Raw genomic sequence first — 23,520 nt, 5'->3', positions numbered from 1 at the left:
GCAAAATCTGCGAGAAACAATTTATTATAATGTAAATGTCCTAAATCTGCAGAATCTGCGAGAAACAAAAATTAGTGGCAAAAAACAATCTGTGTTAATCGGCTTAAATCTGCTAAATCTGAGTGAAACAATTTATGCTAATTCGTGCAATTAGTGAAAAACAAATAAACCCTATGAAAAAACTAACCATAATATGCGTATTAATTACAACCGTTTCTTTTGCGCAAAAAATAAAAACAGGAGCAGAAAATTATACTGAATATTTACCTTTACTAAAAGGGAAAACTATTGGTATTGTAACCAATCAAACAGGAATTATTGATAAGAAAACCCATCTGGTTGATTTTTTGGTTGAAAAGAAAGTAAAGATAAAAACCATTTTTGCACCAGAACATGGTTTTCGTGGTACTGCCGATGCTGGCGAACACGTATCTGATGAAATCGATACCAAAACAGGATTGTCGATTGCTTCCCTTTACGGGAAAAATAACAAACCAAATGCTGAGCAATTAAAAGGAATTGACATCATGGTTTTTGATTTGCAAGATGTAGGAACACGATTATATACGTATGTTTCTACAATGCATAGAATAATGGAAGCATGTGCCGAGAATAATATTCCGTTAATTGTATTAGATCGCCCGAATCCGAATATTGGTATTGTAGATGGTCCTGTTTTGGATATTGCGTTTCAAAGCGGAATTGGAATGCACCGAACTCCTTTGCTCCACGGAATGACTTTAGGCGAAGAAGCTAAAATGATTAATGGAGAAAAATGGCTTAAAGACGGAATTCAATGTAAATTGACCGTTATTCCGTGTCTGAATTATAATAGAACCATGAGTTATAGTCTGCCAGTACGACCTTCTCCTAATTTACCTAACGATCAATCGATTAATTTATATGTTAGTTTATGCCTTTTTGAAGGAACTAATATAAGTATGGGACGTGGAACGGAGAAACAATTCCAGATATATGGTTCTCCTTATTTACCAAAAAGCAATTTTGCATTTACTCCAAAACCAAATTTTGGAGATAAAGACCCTTTATATAATGATGTAGAATGTAATGGGGAGGATTTGTCGGCAATTCCTAGAATTAATAAACTAGAAATTAAATGGCTGATCAAAGCATACCAAACAACTGCAGATAAGTCTAAATTCTTCGATAAAAGAAAATTCTCTATACGAGCTGGAAATGAAAAATTGCAACAACAAATAGAAGCTGGAATCTCCGAAGAAGAAATTAGAAATAGTTGGAAAGATGGTTTGCGAGACTTTAAAAAAATGAGAGCGCAGTATCTGATTTACAAATAAAAATAATAAATAGAAAGACATAGCCCTAACAAGATTTTAAAACTTGTTAGGGCTTTTTTTATTATGAAAAGAAAGTAACGCAGATAAAACGGATTTTTACACCTAAACAAAGCCTTTGAACCTTTGTCTCTCAGCACCTTTGCGCCTCAACACCTTATCCACTTAAATGGTACTGTAAGAAAAACAACATTTTTTGTAACAAAATGATAATTATAACTTATTGATATATAGCGTGTTAAAAACTTGATTAAAATTTAAATTTTTTCGATGTACTGCATGAAAATATGAGAAATATTTTAATTATATGCAGAAATATTTTGTTAATTTTATCATTAAGTTTTTTAAATACCTGTAGTTCAGTTACTTATGAATTATGTGTTTCTTGATAAAAAATGCATTGATAACATTTTAATCAAATGGAATTTCTTTTTAATACCACCTTCTTATAAATACCCTTTACCCCAAATAATTAACTGATTTTTTTCATTATTAAAACCTACTATTATGAAATTAAAATTATTTTTATTACTCGTCTTTATTAGTTCTTATTCGTGGTCCCAAGCAGGATCGACGAAAACGTACACCAACAATGGGACATTTCCTGTCCCTGCTGGTGTAACTAGTGTCATTGTTCAGGCATGGGGCGGTGGCGGATCTGGCGGTGGAGCCAGTGGTGCCCCATTGCTTTTAGGAAGAGGTGCTGCCGGAGGAGGAGGAGGAGCTTACGCAAGTGCTCCAATTACAGTTACTCCCGGAGCAACGCTAAATGTAGTAGTTGCTAGTCAAACCGCTGGTACCAGCGGAGCTGGTGCTGCAGGAGGGAACTCTACTATTACAGGTTTTGAATCGTCTATTTTAGCAGCAGGTGGTTCAGGTGGAGACGCCAATAATGCAGGAGGTTCTCCTTTAGGAGGGACAGGAGGAACAATTGCAGCTTCGACAGGTTCTAGTAAGTTTGCAGGTGTAAACGGAGGCAATGGTAACTCATGGAATCTTTTAGGATTATTGCTTTCGTCTGGTGCTGGAGGTGCCGGAGCAAATTCAGGAGGAGCCGGAGGAGGAGCTGTTTCGGGTTTACTCTTAAGTAATGCACCCGGAATTGCAGGTTCACCAGCTGGTGGAGGAGGTAGTGGTGCCATAAATTCAGCATTGGGTGTTGCACAAATTGGGGGTGCAGGCGCAGCAGGAAAAGTGATTATTTCTTATTCTTGTCCTAATTATAGTATTACATCTACAACTGCTGCAAGCATTTGTGCTTCTAGTGGTACAACATCTACAATAACAGTAACAGGTAGTGCTACGTCATTGCCTATTGGTAATTATGCGGTTACTTACAACAGAAGTAGTCCAAGTGGGACAGGATTAACAGCAAATCTAACAGTTAGTACAGCAGGAACAGGAACTTTTACAGCAGTAGGATTAACTACTGCAGGATCAAGCATCATAACAGTCACTAAACTTGATTCAGAAACGTGCTCATCTACTATTACAACAAATAATACGGCTACTGTAATAGTATCCCCACCAACAGTTGGCGGAACAGTAAATGGCGGAACTACTATTAATGCAGGAAGTACAAGCGGTTTATTGACTTTATCAGGTCATACAGGATCTGTTGTTAAGTGGCAGTCATCTGTGAGTCCGTTTACGGCCTGGGTTGATATTGCAAACACGAATACAACTTATACTTCAGGAACATTAACTGCAACTACACAATTTAGAGCAGTTGTTCAGAGTGGTGCTTGTGTAGCAGCAAATTCTGCTGCAACAACGGTTACAGTAGTGCCTTTACCCACTATAACGGGATTAGCTGCAAATAGTGTATGTACGAGTGATGATGCACAAAGTACAGCTCTAAGTTACAGTGCAACAACGGGAGCTCCAATTACCTATAGTATAGTTTGGAATTCTTCTCCTGCAAATAGCTTTGCAGCTGTTACAGATGAAGTGTTGCCATCTAGTCCAATTACGATTGCAGTTCCTGCCGAAGCTGCCGCCGGAACTTATACCGGAACATTAACGGTAAAAAATGCAAGCGGTGGTATAAGTACAGGTTCAGTTTTTACTGTAACTATAAATGAAACTCCTACAATTATATCAGATGGAGTACTTTCTCTAATTTGTGCAAACGGCAATTCACAAACATCAACTTTATTTTATGTTGCTTCTTTTGGTAATCCAACAAGTTATGCCCTTGATTGGAATAACGCAGCAAATGCAGCTTTGTTAGCGGATATCCCTGATACTTCATATAATTTTGCTTCAAGTGGAGGAATCCCAATTCAAATACCTGCAAATGCTTTACCGGGAACCTATAACGGATCATTTATAGTGAAAAGTGGATCTTGCAGTTCTGCATCTACGGTAACGATAACAATAATTGGGCAAGCTATTGGTGGAACAGTAACTGGCGGAACAACAATTAATTCCGGAGAGACAAGTGGTTTGCTGACTTTATCAGGTCATACAGGATCTGTTGTTAAGTGGCAGTCATCAGTAAGTCCGTTTACGGCTTGGGTTGATATTGACAATACAAATACAACTTACACTTCAGGAGTACTAACAGAAACTACACAATTTAGAGCAGTTGTACGAACAGGATTTTGTCCGGTTGTAAATTCTGCTGCAACAACTGTAACGGTAGAGGCTTTACCTACTATAACAGCGTCAGCTTCGGCTGGATCTCGATGTTCAATTGTGGGTGCGCAAAATACACCGTTAAGTTATAGTGAAACAACGGGATCTCCAATTAGTTATAGTATTGTTTGGGATTCTTCTCCAGCAAATAGTTTTGCAGCAGTTACAGATGCAGCATTACCGTCTAGTCCAATTACGATTGCAGTTCCTGCCGGAACAGCTGTGGGAACTTATACGGGAACATTGACTGTAAAAAATGCAAATGGTGGTGTTAGTACGGGTTCAATTTTTACTGTAACTATAAATGAAATTCCTAAAATTACATCAACTCGAATATTCTCTGCGATTTGTGCAGGCTCGCAAATATCAGATTTAGCTTATAGTGCTACTACTGGAAGTCCTACAAGCTATGCAGTTAATTGGGATAACGAAGCAAATGCAGCTTTCTTAGTAGATATTCCTGATACTCCACATCTTTTTACTTCAACTCCTAATACATTTCAAATCGAAGTATCAGCAAATGCTTTACCAGGAACCTATCAAGGATCATTGATATTAAAAAATGGATCTTGCGGTTCTGTATATCCCGTGTCTATAACAATATATCCGCCAACAGTTGGTGGAACAGTAACTGGCGGAACAACAATTACTTATGGAAACACAAGTGGTTTACTGACTTTATCCGGTCATACAGGATCGGTTGTTAACTGGCAGTCATCTGTAAATCCGTTTACGACATGGGTTGATATCGCAAATACAAATACTACGTACACTTCAGGCGTATTAACAGAAACTACACAGTTTAGAGCTGTTGTACAAAGTGGGGATTGTGCAGTAGTAAATTCTGTGGCAACAACTGTAACAGTAGAGGATTTACCTACTATAACCATATCAGACGGAACCTTTCCTATTTGTCCAGCTGATGAAGAGCGAATAACAAATTTATATTATAGTGAAACAACGGGTTCTCCAGTTACTTATAGTATTGTTTGGGATTCTTCTCCAGCAAATAGTTTTGCAGCAGTTACTGATGCAGCATTACCTGAAAGCCGTATCGATATTCATGTTCCTGCGGGAACTGTTGGAGGATCTTATACGGGAACATTGACTGTGAAAAATGCAAGTGGCGTAGTTAGTACAGGCTCATCTTTTACTGTGCCTATAAATGAAAAACCTACAATTACAACAAATGGAACAATTTCTCCAGTTTTTACAAGTACGAACTCGCAAACTGCATCATTAACATATACTGCAGTTACAGGAGATCCTATAGGATATTATATTGAGTGGGACGTTTTTTCAGGTAATAGTCCAATGCAAAATCAAGGTACAACTTCATTCACTTTTGCTCCCGGCGGAGGTGTAATAAATACAATTGAAGTATCTCCTAATGTTCCGCCTGGAACCTATATTGGAAGTTTGGTTATTTACAATGGAACTTGTATCTCAGCAGCTCAGGAAGTATCAATAGTAATTAACCCTGAAGCACCCACTATAACAGCAGCAGAATCAACAAATGCTGTTTGTTCAAGAGTTTCTGCGCAAGGAGCAGCATTAAGTTATAGTGCAACAACAGGATCTCCTGTCTCTTATAGTATTGTTTGGGATTCTTCTCCAACAAATAGTTTTGCAGCCGTTACAGATGCAGCATTACCTGCCAGTCCAATTAAGATTAATGTGCCTGGGGGAACTGCTGAGGGAACTTATACCGGAACATTGACTGTTAAAAATGCGAGTGGTGTTAGTAGTGCAGGCTCACTTTTTACAGTAACTGTAAATCCACTTCCTACAATTACAACAAATGGAGAAATTACACCAGTTTTTACAAGTACCAGTTCGCAAACAACATCATTAGCATATACTGCAGTTACAGGAAACCCTACAGAGTATTCTGTTAAATGGAATGTTATTTCCACTAACAGTCCAATACAAAACCAAGGTTTAACTCCATTCACTGCAGCTCCAGGCGGAGGCGTGATAAATACAATTGAAATATCTCCAAATGTCCCGTCAGGAACCTACGTTGGACTACTGACTATTTATAGCGGAACTTGTAAAACGGATCTAGCAGTAACAATACAAGTGAATGATGTAGTACTACCACCAACAATAACAGCAGCAGAATCAACAAATGCTGTTTGTTCAAGAGTTTCTGCGCAAGGAGCAGCATTAAGTTATAGTGCAACAACAGGATCTCCTGTCTCTTATAGTATTGTTTGGGATTCTTCTCCAATAAATAGTTTTGCAGCCGTTACAGATGCAGCATTACCTGCCAGTCCAATTAAGATTAATGTGCCTGGGGGAACTGCTGAGGGAACTTATACCGGAACATTGACTGTTAAAAATGCGAGTGGTGTTAGTAGTGCAGGCTCACTTTTTACAGTAACTGTAAACTCACTTCCTACAATTACAACAAACGGAGAAATTACACCAGTTTTTACAAGTACCAGCTCGCAAACAGCATCATTAGCATATACTGCAATTACAGGAAACCCTACAGAGTATTCTATTAATTGGAAAATTTTTTCAAGTAATAGCCCAATGCAAAATCAAGATTTAACTGCATTCACTTCTGCTCCGGGCGGAGGTGTAATAAATACAATTCAAGTATCTCCAAATGTTCCGCCGGGAACCTATATTGGAAGAATGGATATTTATAGCGGATCTTGTATGGTATCTCAGGGAGTATCATTAGTAGTTAATGCTGTAGCATCACCAACAATAACAGTAGCAGAATCAACAAATGCTGTTTGTTCAAGAGTTTCTGCGCAAGGAGCAGCGTTAAGTTATAGTGCAACAACAGGATCTCCTGTCTCTTATAGTATTGTTTGGGATTCTTCTCCTGTAAATAGTTTTGCAGCCGTTACAGATGCAGCATTACCTGCCAGTCCAATTAAGATTAATGTGCCTGGGGGAACTGCTGGGGGAACTTATATCGGAACATTGACTGTTAAAAATGCGAGTGGTATAAGCAGTAGTCCATATTCTATATCTGTGACTGTTAATGAAACGCCAGCCGTTGCAACTACAATTGAACCAGAAACATCTTCATCTAAGGGAAGTATTCTTTTCGAAGATTTACCTGAAGGTGATTGGACTATATCATATAATTCAGGATCAGTAGTTTATGAATCAGATCTATCTTCTTTATTAATTCAAAATCTATCATCTGGCACTTATACTTTTATAATAACGTCAGCTCAAGGTTGTGTGCAGGAATTAACACTTGGTATTCCTTTCGTATTTGGTCGTGCAGTTGCTTCAAAAGATTCTGCATCGGCAAACAATACAATTTCTGTAGCTACTTTAAACAAAGTGATAAGTGTTAATGCGTTTGATCAGAATATTAATCAGGTATTTATTTACGATGTTTCGGGTAATTTACTCTACGAGAAAGGTGGGATAGGAAATCCTAAATTGAGTATCGATAATTTAAAATCTGCTAATCAAGTTCTGGTGGTTAAAGTTGTCTTAGATAACAATCAGACCAAAATTAAAAAAGTGATTTATTAAATTGAATAAAGATTGTGTTTTTAAAAACCATTCCGTTTTGCGGAATGGTTTTTTGTTTTTTAATAGATTCTAAACTGTTGAGGTTTAAAGGTGCTAAGTTGTAAAGGTTCAAAGGTGCTGAGGTTCAAAGGTGCAAAGTTGCAAAGGGACAAAGGGACAAAGACTTGATCACAACATAACCCCAATCTTGTCATTCCGAAGAATTGAGGAATCTCCGCGAATGGCTCCGCAATTTAAGAAAAACTTTATGTTAGTTACTTGTGGGGCTTCGACTCCGCTCAGCCTGACATTCGCAAACCTAACTTTTACACTTTTGTCTCCCAGTTTCAAAGGGACAAAGGCGCTGAGGTTCTGAGCTACAAAGGGACAAAGACTAAGGCAATTTTGCGGTTAATTTTTTAGCTACAAATTTCACGAATTTAAACTTTTAAAATCCGTTTTTATCTGTGTTTTCGCTTTAGCGAATCTGTCTTATCCGCGTTCCTTTTCAGCGACAGATTATCCCAACACTTCGGTATTGTGAGCTTTTTGGTTAATTTTTTCTACCACAAATTGCACAAATTTTCACAAATTTAAACTTTTAAAATCCGTTTTTATCCGTGTTTTCGCTTTAGCGAATCTGTTTTATCTGCGTTCCTTTTCAATCACAGACTTAAAAAAAAGCTCCGAAATTAAATTTCAGAGCTTTTAGAATGGTATTATATAATTATATTTTTATTTGTCTATTCTAAGGAAATTTCCAAGAGTGTCAAAAATTAAATCTGTATCATTAGAAAGTTCTACTTCAGTATATGTTTTTTCATTATCAATAGATGTTATGAATAAACCTGGATAAGTGGTTGTAACATATGTATTGATTTTTGCAGGAATTAAAGCAACAGGTATAGCTTTACTACCTCCGTCTATTTCTGTCCAGTTTCCATTTACATCAAAATCAATTTCAAAATTGTTTGAAAGCGAAACAGCATAAACAGTACCGTTTGCATCTGGTTTATTTTGTTTTTCTACCAATCTAATTGTTGCATTTGGAAAATGTGTGCTAATTAATGTTTTTGCTGTTTGTGGTAAGTCAGCTGGATTAACAACAACTTCATTATGATTATCTCCATCATGATCTATTCTAACAAAATCTCCTTGTGTAGTAAAAACTAAATCTAGATCATTAGATAATTCTACGTCGTATTTAGTTTTTTCGTTTTCGATTTGTACGATAAACAAACCAGGATAATTTGCAGCAACATAAGCATTAATTTTCTCTGGAATTAAAGCAGTAGGTATTGCTTGATTACCTCCATCTATTTCAGTCCAGTTTCCGTTAGCATCAAAATCTATTTCGAAACCATTTGCAAGCGAAACATCATAAATAGTTCCATTTAAACTAGGTGTATTTAATTTTACTGTTGATTTATATACAGGACTAGGAAAATAGGTTTCGGTAAATGTTTTTGCTGTAGCAGGAAGATTAGTTGGCTCGATTACAGTTTTATCCACTGCGACAAGACCGTCATTACTATCGCAAGAGGTTGTTGAAAGCAAAATTGATAAAATTGTAAAACTTGTTAAAAATGTTTTTTTCATGGTAGTAGTATTAAATTGTTATTTTATTATACAGCAATATTATAACCTGAACCTGGAAACATTTAGGAATATTCTTATTTTTTTGCAAAAGAGATAGTAAGGGAGATTAATCTTTATTGACGATATGTTTTTAAAAAGATTATAGTGATTTATAACGGTTTAATGATTTGTGTAGATTCGTGAAATTTGAGGCGAAAAAATTAACCGAAAAGTTTTAGGAAAAGGTTCTAAGGCGCTGAGATGCAAATGCGCAAAGGTTTCTCTGAATGTGCTGAAAAATTCCTTTTTATTCTTTTACCCCGATAGCTATTCTGAATGGGTAAATTTTTTCTCACGCAGATTTTAAAAAAATTTAAGCCGATGAGCGCAGATTTATTTATTACTATTTTTTTAAATTAAATCTGCTTAAATCTGTCGGATCTGCGTGAAAAAAATTATTTTAATCAGTGGCTAAAGAAAGGTACTGAGTTACAAAGGTTCAAAGGTTTCCTATCGATACGCTTAAAAATTTGTGTAAATTCGTGTAATTTGTGGCAGAAAAATTTTAAAATCTCCAGCAAAAAAAGCCCCGAGATAAAATTTCGGAGCTTTTAGAGTATGATGCAGTTTTGTTTTTATTTATCTATTCGAAGAAAATTTCCTTCAAGATCAAAAACTAGTTCCAGATTATTAGAAAGTTCTATTTCTATAAACGTTTTTTCGTTATCGATTGATGTTACAAATTGATCAGGATAATTTGTAGTTACATAAGTATTGATTTTTGTAGGAATCAAAGCAACCGGAATTGCCTGATGATTTCCATCTATATCAATCCAATTTCCTTTAGCATCAAAATCAATGTCGAAATTATTACTTAGTAAAACATCATAAATTGACCCATCGGCATCAGGAATATTTTGTCTAGTTATAAGCTTATAAGTAGCATCAGGAAAATATGTAGTAACAAATGCAGTTGCCGGTTGAGGTAAATCGGTGGCACTAATTATTGTTTCATGATCATTATCATCATCGCTGTCACAAGATGTTGCCGAGAATAAAAGTGTTAAGGCTATAAAGCCAGATAAGATTATTTTTTTCATGATTGTTGTATTTAATGTTAATTATCAATTCTTATAAAATTGCCTTTAGAGTTAAACTCTAATTCAAGACCGTTACTTAAATTTACTTCATATCCCCAAGTTCCTTTGTCAATTTTGGTTATTGTCGTATTTGCAAAATTAGTAGTAACGTGAGATGTTATTTTTTTAGGAATTATACTACTTGGAATTGCTTGGTGATTACCATCTACTTCTTCCCAATTTCCTTTTCCGTCAAATTCTATTTCTATATAATTTGTAAACTGAACTTTGTAATCTTTAGAGAAGGTTTCTTTATCCTCAATAATATTAACAGGTTCTTGTCCTGGAAAATGAGTTTTTAAAAAAGTCTGAGCATTTGCAGGTAAAGCATTTTTTGTAATTACTGTTTTTTGTGCATTTGCAGAAAGTCCAAATGCTAATCCTGCTATTAGGCATGTAGCCAAGTTTAATTTAGTTTTCATAATTGATGTTTTTAATTCTGGTACAAGTGTATAACCAGAATTTGGAAACAATTAGGAAAATAAATAAAAGACTACTTTTTTGGGAAAATAATTTTGAATTGATGATTTCCGGTGAACAAATATTCGATAGTAATTGAGTAATTATTTATAATAGATTTTACGATAGACAAACCTAAACCGGTAGATTCATTGGTTGTGGTATGGCGATAGAATCTGCCAAAAATAGCTTCAGGATTTAATGGAGAATTATTACCACTATTCGAAATGATGATATCATTCTTGTTTATTACAAAATTTACAAAACCATCAGGATGATTATGTATCAAAGCATTTTTTAATAAATTACTAATTAATGCAATGGCTAATCCTTTGTTCATCATAAAAAACAAAGTATCATTTTCGGTTACCGTGATTTTTATTTTTTTGAATTCAGCTAAGTCTGCATAATCCTCTGTTAATACTAATATGAGTTTATTAAAGTTGACGCTTTCTTCTTCAGAATATTGTTGATTTTCTATTTTGGATAACATCAATAACGATTTATTCAATCTTGTTAATCGAGTCAGTGTATCTGTTATTTTACCTATCTCCATCATTTGTTCATCAGAAAGTGTACTATTCTCGGCAAATAATTCGAGTTTGTTAATGCTAATCGCCAGAGGAGTTTGTAATTCGTGTGAAGCATTTTCTATAAATTGTTTCTGACTAGAATAAATTGTTTCATTACGATTTAGCATTTTCTCTACTTCTTTTGCCAAAACATTAAACTCATCAATAGGAGAATTTATAGGTTTTAATCGGCTGCCAGTTCCTAATTTAATTTCTTTAAGATTTTCTAAAATGATATGAAACGATTTCCAGATTCTTTTTAATAACAAATGGTTTACCGCCAATATGCTAATAACAAGCATAACATACAAACCTATTAAAGCGAGAAATAGATCTTCGAGTAATTCATCTTCTTCTACAATTGATGCTTTTATAATTAATTCATGAGGATTACCTTTATCATCATTAAAAATGGTTTTTAATGTTCTGATAGGCTCGTTATCGTTATCATATTCCATGAATTCCTTAGAGGTAGAAAATTCGTCTTTTTGAGAATAATGACCTTTGGGAAGTGGCTTTATGGTAAACTTATTGATGCCGAATTCGGGAGAATTTAATAGTTTTTTGTCGGCAAAAGTATGTCGGATAATAATGATTTTAGAGTTTTTTAAATCATCATCAATATTATCATGCACTTCATCTAAAATCAGCATATAAAAAATCCCAGCCCAAATTGGGATTACAATAAGTAGCGTAAGTGCGAGATAGCGAAGTGTATAGTTTTGTAATTTCATTAATTCATTTTATATCCAATTCCGTAAACAGCCTGAATATCAATTTCGGCATCACTGTCTTTTAGTTTTTTGCGTAAATTTTTAATCTGTGAATATACAAAATCCAGATTGTCTGCCTGATCTGTATGGTCGCCCCAAACATATTCGGCTATTGCAGTTTTATTAATTAATCGGTTTGGGTTTATTATAAAATAGTAAAGTAAATCAAATTCTTTTCTGTTTAAGATTAGTTCTTTATTGTCTATAGAAACTGTTCGTTGTTCTGGGCAAAGCGTTACGTTTTTCCAAACAATTAAATTGTCTCCATTGTGATTGTTTCTCCGAAGTGCCGATTTAATTCGGGCATGTAATTCTGATAAATGAAAAGGCTTACTTAAATAATCATCGGCACCTAAGTCTAGCCCTTTTACTTTATCATCAACAGCATCTTTTGCCGATATAATAATAACTGCACTTTGTTTCTTTTGATTTTTTATTTCCCTCAGTAAGTCCAAACCATTTCCATTAGGAAGCATAATATCGATTAATATGCAATCATAATCGTATGCGCCTAGTTTGTCTAGTCCAGAAATATAATCATGTGCGGTTTCGACAATATATTTCTCTTTTTCGAGTGATTGTTGCACGACTTCACGTAAACCAGCTTCATCTTCTATTATTAAAATTTTCATGTTACCTGTTTTATGTAATTCAAATGTATGAATACGAATTCAAAATAAAACTTGGTTTCTGGAAACATTTAGGAATTAATGGAATTTACATTAAATAATTTATTTAAAAAGGCTAAATACAAAAATGATGTATCTAGCCTTTTTTATAATTGGTTATTTTTTTAATATCAAATTGTTGTGATTTTAGAGCTTAATTATCTTCGACCTCTAAAACCTCCGCCACCACCTAATCTATTTCCGCCACCTCTTTGAATGTTTTGAAAATCTCGTGTTTGAGTTTCTCCGCGTTGTCTGGCAAAATCCGAATGATTTAGCCCTTGTATGGTATTATCATGACCTGGTTCACCAAGAGATCTGTCTGGCGAGCCAAGCGTTTGGTTCGGTTTCTGTATGTTATTGCGTTCAGTTTCTCCTCCAAGAGATCTGTTAGGAGAGTTAGTCGTTTGGTTTGGTTTCTGAACGTTTTCACGCTGGATTTTATCTCCATTATGTTGTGTAGAACCTAGCGTACCAGCTTTAGACCATCCGCCGTTGCCATTATTATAATGACTCCAGTTACCGTTATTGTCTTTTTTATAAACGTGTCCATCATGTCCGGCATAAAGATTATTGTTGGTGTGTACAGTAGTTCCTCCGCCTCTATGGTGTGTGATTACGCCCTCTTTACCACCAGAAGTTTGATAACCAACTACTGTTCCTTGTCTTGTCGTTACGTGACCAGATTGTACCCATTGGCGACCATTGGACGCTGCAGAATGTCCCCATTGTGCATACGCATTATGACCCTGTTCTGTTCTTCCATAATTTCCTGTCCAAGGGTTGTAACCACCAGCTGCGGTGCGCCCGCCATACCAACCTTGTACACTAGCTGAACGACCATATCTTCCCGTTGCAGGATTGTACCAAGCTGCTGTTCCTACAGATCCGTATGGGCCATATGCAGCTCTTCCTGCTGCCCAACCTCCCGACCACGGATTATAAACTGCTCCAACACCATAAGTACATGGCCACGGGCGATATACAGGATAAATTCCGGGACCATAATAAAGATATGGAGGATAGTAAAATCCAGTTCCATAAGTAAGTACAGATCCTATTACTGCACCTACAATAAAAGCTCCAAAATAACCTGCTGTCGTACTACTTTCTACAGTTGTATCTGTAACATTTGTTTGGGTTACATAGGTAACATTATATACAGGAGAGCTAGGCGGAATAGAATAGATTTCTTTAGGTACAGAATCGGTTACTTTCCAAGGGCCATTAGGAGTTGTAGACATAAACCATACTGCCTGAAAACACAGATAATATAAATCTCCAACCTTTATTACTTTTTCTTGTGTGTTGCTCGCGTATTGAAGCGATGTACCCTGAATAGGTTTAAACTGTGGAGTTCCGTCGTAAGTAACTTTAGCTTTTGCTTCGGCATCGGCTTTTTTTACAATAGCAGTTGTAGGAACTTGTGATAGCATTACTGCATCCGATGCTTCTTGTGTTCCAGGAACAGAAGCTAATACATTTGCTCGAGGAGAATCTTTAGGGATTTTTGCAAAATCGGCAGGTAACTTATCAGTCGCATAGCTCCATGGACCAGTGAGTTCTTTAGAGCGAAACCATCTGCCCGATAATAATACATAATATTGCCCGTCACCTTCATCTGCAAAAATATCATTATCAGTATTCTCAATATATATTAATTTAGTTCCGGGTATTTTAACAAATTTGGGAGTTCCGTTTATAGCGATAAGTTCAGCTGGTTTATCACTAAAGAAAACTTGCAAAGAGGTATTGTTTGCTGGTGGAGGAATCATTTTTTTTACTTCATCAAAGTTTTGTCCTGATGGTAAATTGCTCATTTCTTTAGGTAAACTGGTCGTCTTTTCCCATTTGCCTTTTAAATCTGTAGCAGTTAACCAAACATTTTCGACTAACAGATAGTATTTCTTAGCCGATTTATCAAAAAATAAATCCCAATTTGTATTTACAACATAACTCAGATTTGTTTTTTCAATCGGAACTAAAACTGGATCTCCTTGAACCATCAATAATATCGAAGGACTTGTACTATAAAAAATAGGAGGGGGGTCATTTTTAACCGCTATACCTTTAGGTGGAGTTTTGGTTTTACTTAAATCTGCCATTACACGATCTATAGAAATAGGATCTCCTCCTTTAGGAATTAATTCTTTAAATAGTTTTTCCATTTGTGGAACTAATTTTTCATCCAGAGCAGGAAATCTGATATCGGTAACTTCTACATTTCTAAAAAATACACTTCTGGCATCTTTATCTACCAAGGTTCCAGCTTTTAGAGAAGCTACACCCAGAACCTCTTTGCCATCTTTTGGAGTTAAGGCAAATGCAATTCGTGCAGTTATTTCTTTAAAATCTTTCCAGTCATCTACCTGTGGTTGGTAATAAACTAATTTGGCATCATTGTTTGTTACTTCGCGTGGCCAACCATTATCGATTGTTTTTGTAGAATCTGAAGCAGAAGGATTTTCTGCTTGAGCTTTTTTATCTTCTTTGTCTTTTTTACAAGAAAAAGAAATCAAGAGAAAACTAAAGGCTATTGCAATTAAAAATGTCTTTTTCATAATTTTAGAATATATATCATAAAATTAAGGGGACATGAATTACAAGCCTAATATTTAATAGTTTAGTCTGTTTCAGATTTTAAAATGATACAAAAAAAATCAACTATTTAAAGTTTGCGAATTGTTTTAAAATTAAACTGTAAAATTGACTCTCTTTTTATTAATAGATTATCTTTCTATTAAAATGCACTCAACATTTTGACGAATGGTCGTATTTCATTGACGTAATTCCTAGATTTGTGATTAAAATCAATTCATTATGTACTATTTTTATATACTTATAAACTCTTGTTAAATAAGTTTTTTTGAAATAATAAGGGGTATTAATTTTCGTTCTAAAAACACAATGAAATCATATTTTTCTTTTTTACTCCTTTTTGCTTTTCCTCTTTTTTGCAATGCGCAAATCGATACGACTTACATTAAACCTTTTGAGAATAAACTTTCGCTAAGGACATATATGTCAATGAAACTTATTTCGATGGAAAAAGAAGTAGATGGAAAGGTTAAAAATTTCATGCCCAATAACCCTATGAGCTTAGGCTTTGGAGTGTCTATAAATAACACAATAATTAATTTGAGTTATGGATATGGTTTGAACTTTATGAAAGATAAAGAAAAGGGAAGAACTAAAGCATTAGATTTTCAAATTCATAATTATGGTCGAAAGTTTATAATTGACCTTTTTGTACAAAAATATCATGGATTTTATACTGCTGATAATAATGATAAAAACATACAATTATATCCAGATTTAAATATTCAGCAATATGGTGCGTTTGGACAATATGTATTTAATAATAAAAAGTTCTCTTATAAAGCAGCTTTCAATCAGAACGAAAAGCAATTAAAATCGGCAGGGAGTTTTTTATTAGGAGGTGGAGTTTATTTTACAAAAATAGATTCAGATAGTTCTTTTGTGCATAAGGACAAGAATTCCTTGCGTAATTTTCAGTTTGGAGTAAGTGGAGGATATGCCTATACCTGGGCAATAAATAAAAGATGGTTTGCTAGTGGCTCTGTAACAGTAGGCGCTAATTTTGGTACGGAAAGAATAGATGACTTTGGAAAAAAAAAGATAGAAATATATCCCACATTCTTCCCAAGAACGGCTATAGGGTATAACAAGGAGAAATGGTCTCTCGGATTATCGTATGTCAATAATCTGATTTTCTCTTCATTTTCAGATAATAATGATACGGGTAACGTAGGACTGTCTTCGGGAAATTTTCAAATTGCTTATATATGGAGACTTGATTCAAACCCTTTTCGGGGAAAGAAAAAGGCAAAGTAAGTATTACGAGAGTATCTATTCCCTTCTATGTTTGAAGTACTGATTTGATTACATTCACTGCATTAACAATTCAATACAATTATTTTAACCATATAAATGATTTAAGCAGATATAAGCTTGACTAACAAATTAGCATTTAGCTTAAATGAACTTACATCATTTATATAGTTAACTTTTTGGTTGCAATCTTTTAATTAGTATTTAATGTTTTCACGTTTAAGCAAAATGATTTGGGTAATTATTTCCCCTTAATAAGGTATTTTGCTATAGCCTCGTAAGCTGGTAAAGAATAGGGATCATTAGCTGAGTTTGCAGCAACTGGGTTAGAAGCAAAACGCACAATAACCATATCCGCTTTTGGGTCAATATAAATAAGTTGCCCATGTACGCCACGAGCACAAAATGCACCATTATCGTTATTAGTTATCCACCACATATTTCGGTAGCTCCATCCTTTTAACAGCGTATAGTTTGCTTTTGCAAATGCTTTTTTGTTTCCGCCCTTTTTTATGTCATCAATTGCCGATTTTGGGATAATTTGTTCTCCGTTAGCCTTACCATTATCTAAGATTAACTGTCCAAAACGTGCCATATCTCTTAAACCTAGGTTATAACCTCCACCAGCAAATGGAGTACCTGCAGCATCTACAGAGTAATAACCATCCTGTTCTGTTCCTAGTTTCTTCCATATTTTTTCGGATAAAACTTCGGCAACAGTTTTTCCTGTAACTCTGGCAATAATCCATCCCAAAACATCGGAGTTTACTGTTTTATAGCCAAAGGTATCTCCATGAGTTCCTTTTTTCTTAACTGTTGGCAAGTATTCATAATAGGTTTTAGGCCCATTATAATCTTTAGGCTTTGGTAGCGGATTACCTGCTGCCGAAAATTTCCATATTTCGGCATTAGGATCAGCATAATCCTCACTAAACTGTAAAGCGGTAGTCATATCCATTACTTGCCTTACAGTTGCATCCCCAAAAGCTGAATTTTGAAGTTCTGGAATATATTCTGACACTAGTTTGGTAGGATCTATAAGACCTTCTTCGACCAACATAATCCCAAGTGTTCCCGTAAAAGATTTTGTTACAGACATGGCAGCATGTTGTCCATCGGTGGTTAATGCTCCAAGATATTTTTCATATACAACCTTTCCGTGGTGCATGATAATAACACCATCGGCATAGGTTTTTTGCAACGATTCTTCCCAGGAAATTGTTTTTTTCTCGTTTAGAGGTTTGAATTTAATTTGATCAATGTCACTTTTAATATTTGCTTCTAATGGAGTTGAATTTCCTAAACCACGAGAAACATTTACTGTTGGCATAAATTGGCGCATATGTGCTACGCTCCATCTTAGTGCTGGAAATTGAAAAAAACTGCCATCATCAAAACGTACAAGACGGTCAGCAGGTGGCGGAGAACCTACCATCCAGCCCATTTTTATAGGATCACTCTGTTCAGCATTTAGATATTTGGTTTTCTCTTGAGCATTACCAATGTTACTTGATAATAATATTGAACAGGAAAATAATACACTGGAATAAAAATAGGTTTGTTTCATATTGTCTTAATTGATTAGCTAATGGGTAATAGAAAATAGAATGTAGAATGAATTATTTTTCAGCTTGTTTTTGGATGTGGTTTTACTGAAAAAATAAGAATTTACGCTAAGTTAAGAACTTAATTTTGAAATGTTAAAATTTAAAGAAATATAATTTATCTAAAATGGAAATGTGATTATTATTAGAAAGGAGTTTTTACTGATGAAAAGTCTTCTTTTTGTGCTAGAATTAATAAGATTAAAAGGATTTTTTTCACGCAGATTCGACAGATTTAAGCAGATTTAATTTAAAAAATCAGGCATAAATAAATCTGCGTTCATCGGCTCAAATCTTTTAAAATCTGCGTGAGAAAAAAAATAATCACTCCAGATAGCTATCGGAATAAAAGGATAAAAGGAATTTCAGCGGATCTACAGAAAACCTTTGTGCTTTTGTACCTAAGAATCTAAAAGGATTTTTTTCACGCAGATTCGACAGATTTAAGCAGATTTAATTTAAAAAATTAGGCATAAATAAATCTGCGTTCATCGGCTCAAATCTTTTAAAATCTGCGTGAGAAAAAATTTAATCACTCCATATAGCTATCGGAATAAAAGGATAAAAGGAATTTCAGTGGATCTACAGAATTAGTTTCTTAGTGTCTTTTTAGAAGAATTAAAAAAATAAAAACTCATCAATGCTAAAATCCAGACTCCAAAACCTCCGTACAAGAGGATTAAGTCAAAACCATGTGCAAGCGCTTCGTGTACAATTCGACCTGATGCATCTAATGAAGTTAGTTCAGGAAAATCTTGATTGAGAGAAGAAAAGTTTCCTGCTGCTATTTTCTCTGCTAATGAACGTAATGTTTCTGGATTTAGAGATTTAGAAAAGGCAGTTGATAAATGAGAAAAGATTCCTTCGACTAGTATAAAACCCATTAATGCAATATTTATAGACAATGAAATCATTCGTGCGCTCATGTCTATTCCCGAAGCCATTCCTGCTCGATTACTCGATACAGAACTAGTTGTAGTATTGGTTACAGGTGTGTTAGTTAAGCCTAAGCCAATACCTGCCAAAAGAGAACCAGGAAGCATGGTGAGCCAACTAGGATTTTCTGCTACGGTACCATATCTCATGATGATAAAGCCTAATCCTAGTATAAACAATCCCAAAGGAATTACTACTCCTGAACGATAGCGAACTGAAAGATATTCTGCCAACGGAGGTATAATTAGAGTAGGTAGGGTATAGGCAAGTAATGAGAGTCCTACTGTTACAACATCGTAACCCAAGCAACTTTGAAAATAAATAGGTAAGTAAATTATAAACGGCCAAAAACTAAAATTCATACCGATTGAGCCAAAGATAGCGCCAGAGAAATTACGAATTTTAAATACCGAGAAATCAAACATGGGATGAGGGTTTGTTTTTTCGACCTTTATAAAAAGTATTAAACTTATCAACGCAATAAGGATACTTGCTAGGGCAATAGGGCTAGAGAAACCTAAATCTGGTCCTTGTGTAATAAAATAAGTAAGCCCAAAAATGGATATAGACAAGGTGAGCATTCCCCAAATGTCTAGTTTTTTGGCTTGAGGATCTTTGGATTCATTTACATTACTATAAACAAGAATAGCAGCTATAATAGCTATTGGAACATGTATTAAGAATACCCATTCCCAAGATAATAAAGCTGTGATTGAACCACCAATAATAGGCCCGAATCCTAACCCGACTCCAAGGATTATTCCCCAGATGCTAAAAGCCCTGCTGCGTTCTTTTCCTTCTTGAAATTGATAGGATAAAGTAGCTACTTGGCATATAAGCATTGCACCGCCACTTACTCCCTGAAAGAATCGGCTTATGATTAATACAGTTACATTTTGTGCCAAACCACAGATTAGGGATGAAATACCAAATAGAATTAAAGTGATGATAAGAATGCGTTTTCGACCATATCTATCGGCTAAGGTTCCAGCAGCCATAAGAACTGCAGTGCAACCAATTGTATAAATATTCATTATCCATTGCATATCCCGAAGGTTGGCGCTCAAGACTTTTTCGAGAGTTGGGAGAATTACAGGAACACTCGAAATTTCTAGTGAGAACATTAATGTGGCTAGACAAATGGCGATTAAGGCAATTGTGTTTTTGGTGAGTTTAAATTTTTGCGTCATTTTTAAGTTTTTATATTTAGCAAAAATAAACTGAGTATGACTGATATTTCGGTACAATTTTATGATAAAGAGGTATCTTTGCAAGATGAGAAAAGAAAATATGCACCAATCTGTCGAGGTAATTTATAAGAAGGTTAATGAATGCCCTATCGGAAATTCACAATTCAGCTTTTTCCAGATGGTTTATGTTATTTCAGGAAATGGATTTCTTCATATTAACGGAAATTGTATCTCTTATCAAGCGGGTAATTTAATGTTGCTTACGCCAAATGATTATCATACGTTTGATATCGTTACAACTACAGAGTTTTTATTGGTTAAACTTAATAGTGAATATGTAAGAGATTATAAGTCGAAAAGTATCGATCATATTGAATGTATATTGCATTATGCAACTCATTTATCAGGCTGTATTTTAAATCGTAAAGAAGATGAATTTCTTGTTAAGTCTATTGCAGAATCTTTGATACATAGTATTGATAACAAAGATATTTATGATGAAGATTTAATTATTCATTACGTAAATGCATTGATTGTAATTGCTGCAAGAAATATTGCTAAAATAAAACCAGTTGGGATAAAGGAGAATGCTGATAAAAGAATTTTGGAAATCATTAATTACATTCAATCTAATATTTTGTGTCCTCAAAAATTGAAAGCTTCTGCAATAGCAGAGAAATTTGATATATCGGATACGTATTTGGGGAGTTATTTCAAGAATCATTGTGGAGAAACGATTCAGTCTTTTATCTCAAATTATAAAATTAGATTGATAGAGCACCGATTAAGTTTTAGTGATATGCGAATTAATGAGATTGTAGATGAATTTGGTTTTTCTGACGAAAGTCATCTGAATAAATTCTTTAAGAAGCACAGAAACATTAGTTTAACGGGATATCGAAAAGCTAAAGTTTTGTTGAGCTAAGAATGGTTTTGGTACAATGGTTTTGGTACAATTATTTTAACACATAGAAACATAGATTTTATATTCTTAAAAAAGGCGTTTCACTTATTTAAAAGGCACAGAGTTGGCTATGTGAAAGGAATGTATTTCTTTTTGTGTTCTTTATAACATATAGTATCTATGTTTCTATGTGGTAAATAAAACAACGATAGCGTGGAAATTCTTTACATTTTTACAATGAACATAAAAAAAGCCGAAGAGATACTTCGGCTTTTGTATTTTTATTTACTTCTAAAGAAATTAAAAAGAAGTCAATGCTTTTAAATCGGCGATTGTAGCTGTTGGGTTTTCGGCTTTAAAAACGAAACTTCCTGCTACTAGAACGTCTGCTCCAGCTTCAACTAATTGTTTTGCATTTTTATTAGTTACACCACCATCAATTTCTATAATTGTAGATGCATTTTTTTTGGTAATTAAATCTTTTAGTTTTTTAACTTTTGCGTATGTATTCTCGATAAATGATTGTCCGCCAAAACCAGGATTTACACTCATGATACAAACCAAATCGATGTCGTTTATAACATCTTCTAGTAAATCTATGTTTGTATGTGGATTAATTGCTACTCCAGCTTTCATTCCTTCTGCTTTAATCGCTTGTAAGGTTCTATGAAGATGTGTACAAGCTTCATAATGTACGCTTAATATATTAGCGCCTAAGTCGGCAAAAGTTTTAATATATCTATCTGGATCAACTATCATTAAGTGAACATCGATAGTTTTTTTTGCATGTTTGTTAATTGCTTCTAAAACGGGCATTCCGAAAGAAATGTTTGGAACAAAAACGCCATCCATGATGTCTATATGAAACCAATCGGCTTGACTGTTGTTAATCATCTCGATGTCACGTTGTAAGTTTGCAAAATCGGCAGCAAGAACAGACGGTGCAATAAGTGTATTTTTCATTGTGTAGTTGTGTGTTGTGTTATTTTTTGCAAAGGTAATTTTTTTAACCGCAAAGTTCGTAAGGATTTATGTAAAGTTCATTAGGGTATTTTATGCTGTTTTTTTAACCGCAAAGGGCACAAGGATTTACGCAAAGTTCACAAAGCTTTGTGTTCTTTGCGTTTAAAATTCAATATAAGACATGAAAACCTTCGACTACTAAAATGGTTTTGCGTGAGGGATTGAGCAATTGTTTGAGCTCTTTTTTAAATGATGTAACGTAGTGGAATGATTTAAAAAAAGCGAGTGCGAAAGCCTGACCTGTAGTTTTTACGGAAGGGCACGCCCAATTATAGGATGAAATAGTTGATGGTATAAAAAAATAAAACTCCGGTAATCAGCCGGAGTTTCAATCATCAATCAAAAAACGAACAGTCAATCAAACTGTTGTTTGCTGTTTAGTCGAAAGTCAAATGTCTTAAAGCCTAAAGGGACTTTTGGACTTTATGAACTTTCTAACTTTAAGACTAATATTAGCCTAAATAAGTTTTAAGAATTTTACTTCTTGAAGTATGTTTTAATCTACGGATTGCTTTTTCTTTAATCTGACGTACACGCTCACGAGTTAGGTCGAAAGTTTCTCCAATTTCTTCTAGTGTCATTGGGTGTTGGTCTCCAAGACCAAAATATAAACGAACTACATCTGCCTCTCTTGGAGTTAATGTTTCTAATGAACGTTCGATTTCTGTACGTAATGATTCGTGAATTAACTCTCTGTCAGGATTTGGAGATTCACCAGAACGTAATACATCGTAAAGGTTTGAATCTTCTCCTTCTACAAGAGGTGCATCCATCGATAGGTGACGACCAGAGTTTTTCATTGACTCTTTTACGTCATTTACTGTCATGTCTAGTTCCTTAGCAATTTCTTCAGCAGATGGCGGACGCTCATTAGATTGCTCTAATAAGGCATACATCTTGTTGATTTTATTGATAGAACCAATTTTATTTAAAGGTAAACGAACGATACGTGATTGTTCTGCTAATGCTTGAAGAATCGATTGACGAATCCACCAAACTGCGTATGATATAAATTTGAAACCACGTGTTTCATCAAAACGTTGTGCTGCTTTGATCAAACCTAAATTTCCTTCGTTTATTAAATCGGGAAGTGTTAACCCTTGATTTTGATATTGTTTTGCCACCGAAACCACAAAACGTAAGTTGGCTTTTGTTAATTTTTCTAATGCTCTTTGATCACCAGCTTTAATTTTTTGTGCTAACTCTACTTCTTCGTCAGCGGTAATTAGGTCAACTTTTCCAATTTCTTGTAAATATTTGTCTAATGAAGCAGTCTCACGATTGGTTACCTGCTTGGTGATTTTAAGTTGTCTCATGTTTTTGTCTCCTCAATTTTTAAGTGTACAAATGGTTATACGTATGAAGTTGCAAAAAAGT

14 protein-coding genes are annotated in these 23,520 nt (G+C 34.7%); 4 read left to right on the top strand and 10 right to left on the bottom strand.

The genetic code is table 11. The features are described from left to right. Positions 1-173 precede the first annotated feature (173 nt). A complete protein-coding gene (locus ACJ6WR_RS06280; RefSeq protein WP_409417358.1) occupies positions 174-1,316 on the top strand; it encodes an exo-beta-N-acetylmuramidase NamZ domain-containing protein in 1,143 nt (380 codons plus the stop codon). Between the two features lie 504 nt (positions 1,317-1,820). Further along, the gene (locus ACJ6WR_RS06275; RefSeq protein ID WP_409417357.1) at positions 1,821-7,466 is read left to right on the top strand and encodes a T9SS sorting signal type C domain-containing protein; all 5,646 of its coding nucleotides are present in this window, start codon (positions 1,821-1,823) and stop codon (positions 7,464-7,466) included. Positions 7,467-8,180: 714 nt separating this feature from the next. Here ACJ6WR_RS06275 and ACJ6WR_RS06270 read toward each other — a convergent pair. The 6 genes from ACJ6WR_RS06270 to ACJ6WR_RS06245 form a co-directional block, all read right to left on the bottom strand. Beyond that, positions 8,181-9,044, bottom strand: coding sequence for a PepSY-like domain-containing protein (locus ACJ6WR_RS06270; RefSeq protein ID WP_409417356.1), 864 nt, complete (start codon positions 9,042-9,044; stop codon positions 8,181-8,183). A gap of 614 nt (positions 9,045-9,658) precedes the next feature. Further along, on the bottom strand, positions 9,659-10,123 hold the full coding sequence (locus ACJ6WR_RS06265) for a PepSY-like domain-containing protein (protein WP_409417355.1): 465 nt from the start codon (positions 10,121-10,123) through the stop codon (positions 9,659-9,661). A 17-nt stretch (positions 10,124-10,140) separates the two neighbouring features. Further along, on the bottom strand, positions 10,141-10,584 hold the full coding sequence (locus ACJ6WR_RS06260) for a PepSY-like domain-containing protein (protein WP_409417354.1): 444 nt from the start codon (positions 10,582-10,584) through the stop codon (positions 10,141-10,143). 71 nt (positions 10,585-10,655) lie between these two features. After that, complete coding sequence (locus ACJ6WR_RS06255; protein ID WP_409417353.1) at positions 10,656-11,927, bottom strand: sensor histidine kinase; 1,272 nt, start codon at positions 11,925-11,927, stop codon at positions 10,656-10,658. Next, a complete protein-coding gene (locus ACJ6WR_RS06250; protein ID WP_086895097.1) occupies positions 11,927-12,598 on the bottom strand; it encodes a response regulator transcription factor in 672 nt (223 codons plus the stop codon). The genes ACJ6WR_RS06255 and ACJ6WR_RS06250 overlap by 1 nt, the downstream gene beginning before the upstream one ends. 194 nt (positions 12,599-12,792) lie before the next feature. Next, a complete protein-coding gene (locus ACJ6WR_RS06245; protein ID WP_409417352.1) occupies positions 12,793-15,195 on the bottom strand; it encodes a hypothetical protein in 2,403 nt (800 codons plus the stop codon). A 346-nt stretch (positions 15,196-15,541) separates the two neighbouring features. Here ACJ6WR_RS06245 and ACJ6WR_RS06240 point away from each other — a divergent pair, with 346 nt between their 5' ends. Beyond that, positions 15,542-16,489, top strand: a complete 948-nt coding sequence (locus ACJ6WR_RS06240) for a DUF4421 family protein (protein WP_409417351.1) — start codon at positions 15,542-15,544, stop codon at positions 16,487-16,489. Between the two features lie 238 nt (positions 16,490-16,727). Here ACJ6WR_RS06240 and ACJ6WR_RS06235 read toward each other — a convergent pair whose 3' ends face one another. Both ACJ6WR_RS06235 and ACJ6WR_RS06230 read right to left on the bottom strand, forming a co-directional pair. Then, the gene (locus ACJ6WR_RS06235) at positions 16,728-18,053 is read right to left on the bottom strand and encodes a serine hydrolase domain-containing protein (protein ID WP_409417350.1); all 1,326 of its coding nucleotides are present in this window, start codon (positions 18,051-18,053) and stop codon (positions 16,728-16,730) included. Positions 18,054-18,680: 627 nt separating this feature from the next. Then, positions 18,681-20,216 carry an MFS transporter gene (locus tag ACJ6WR_RS06230; protein ID WP_409417349.1) on the bottom strand — a complete coding sequence of 512 codons (1,536 nt, stop codon included), beginning with the start codon at positions 20,214-20,216 and terminating at the stop codon, positions 18,681-18,683. An 85-nt stretch (positions 20,217-20,301) separates the two neighbouring features. Between ACJ6WR_RS06230 and ACJ6WR_RS06225 the strand changes: the two genes are divergently transcribed. After that, positions 20,302-21,141, top strand: coding sequence for an AraC family transcriptional regulator (locus ACJ6WR_RS06225; protein WP_039111522.1), 840 nt, complete (start codon positions 20,302-20,304; stop codon positions 21,139-21,141). Between the two features lie 279 nt (positions 21,142-21,420). On the opposite strand, the gene rpe is transcribed toward ACJ6WR_RS06225, so the two are convergent. Together rpe and ACJ6WR_RS06215 are read right to left on the bottom strand one after the other, a co-directional pair. Beyond that, positions 21,421-22,083 (bottom strand): ribulose-phosphate 3-epimerase, encoded by a 663-nt coding sequence (gene rpe / locus ACJ6WR_RS06220; RefSeq protein WP_323488781.1) that lies wholly within the window; start codon positions 22,081-22,083, stop codon positions 21,421-21,423. 512 nt (positions 22,084-22,595) lie between these two features. Beyond that, positions 22,596-23,459: an RNA polymerase sigma factor RpoD/SigA gene (locus tag ACJ6WR_RS06215; RefSeq protein WP_026707723.1), complete on the bottom strand. Its 864-nt coding sequence runs from the start codon at positions 23,457-23,459 to the stop codon at positions 22,596-22,598. Positions 23,460-23,520: the final 61 nt, after the last annotated feature.

Origin of the sequence: Flavobacterium sp. PS2 (genome assembly GCF_046250155.1) — a bacterium.
GTDB lineage: Bacteria > Bacteroidota > Bacteroidia > Flavobacteriales > Flavobacteriaceae > Flavobacterium.
The sequence above is the reverse complement of the archived record's forward strand: the minus strand, read 5'-3'. Positions and strand labels throughout refer to the sequence as shown.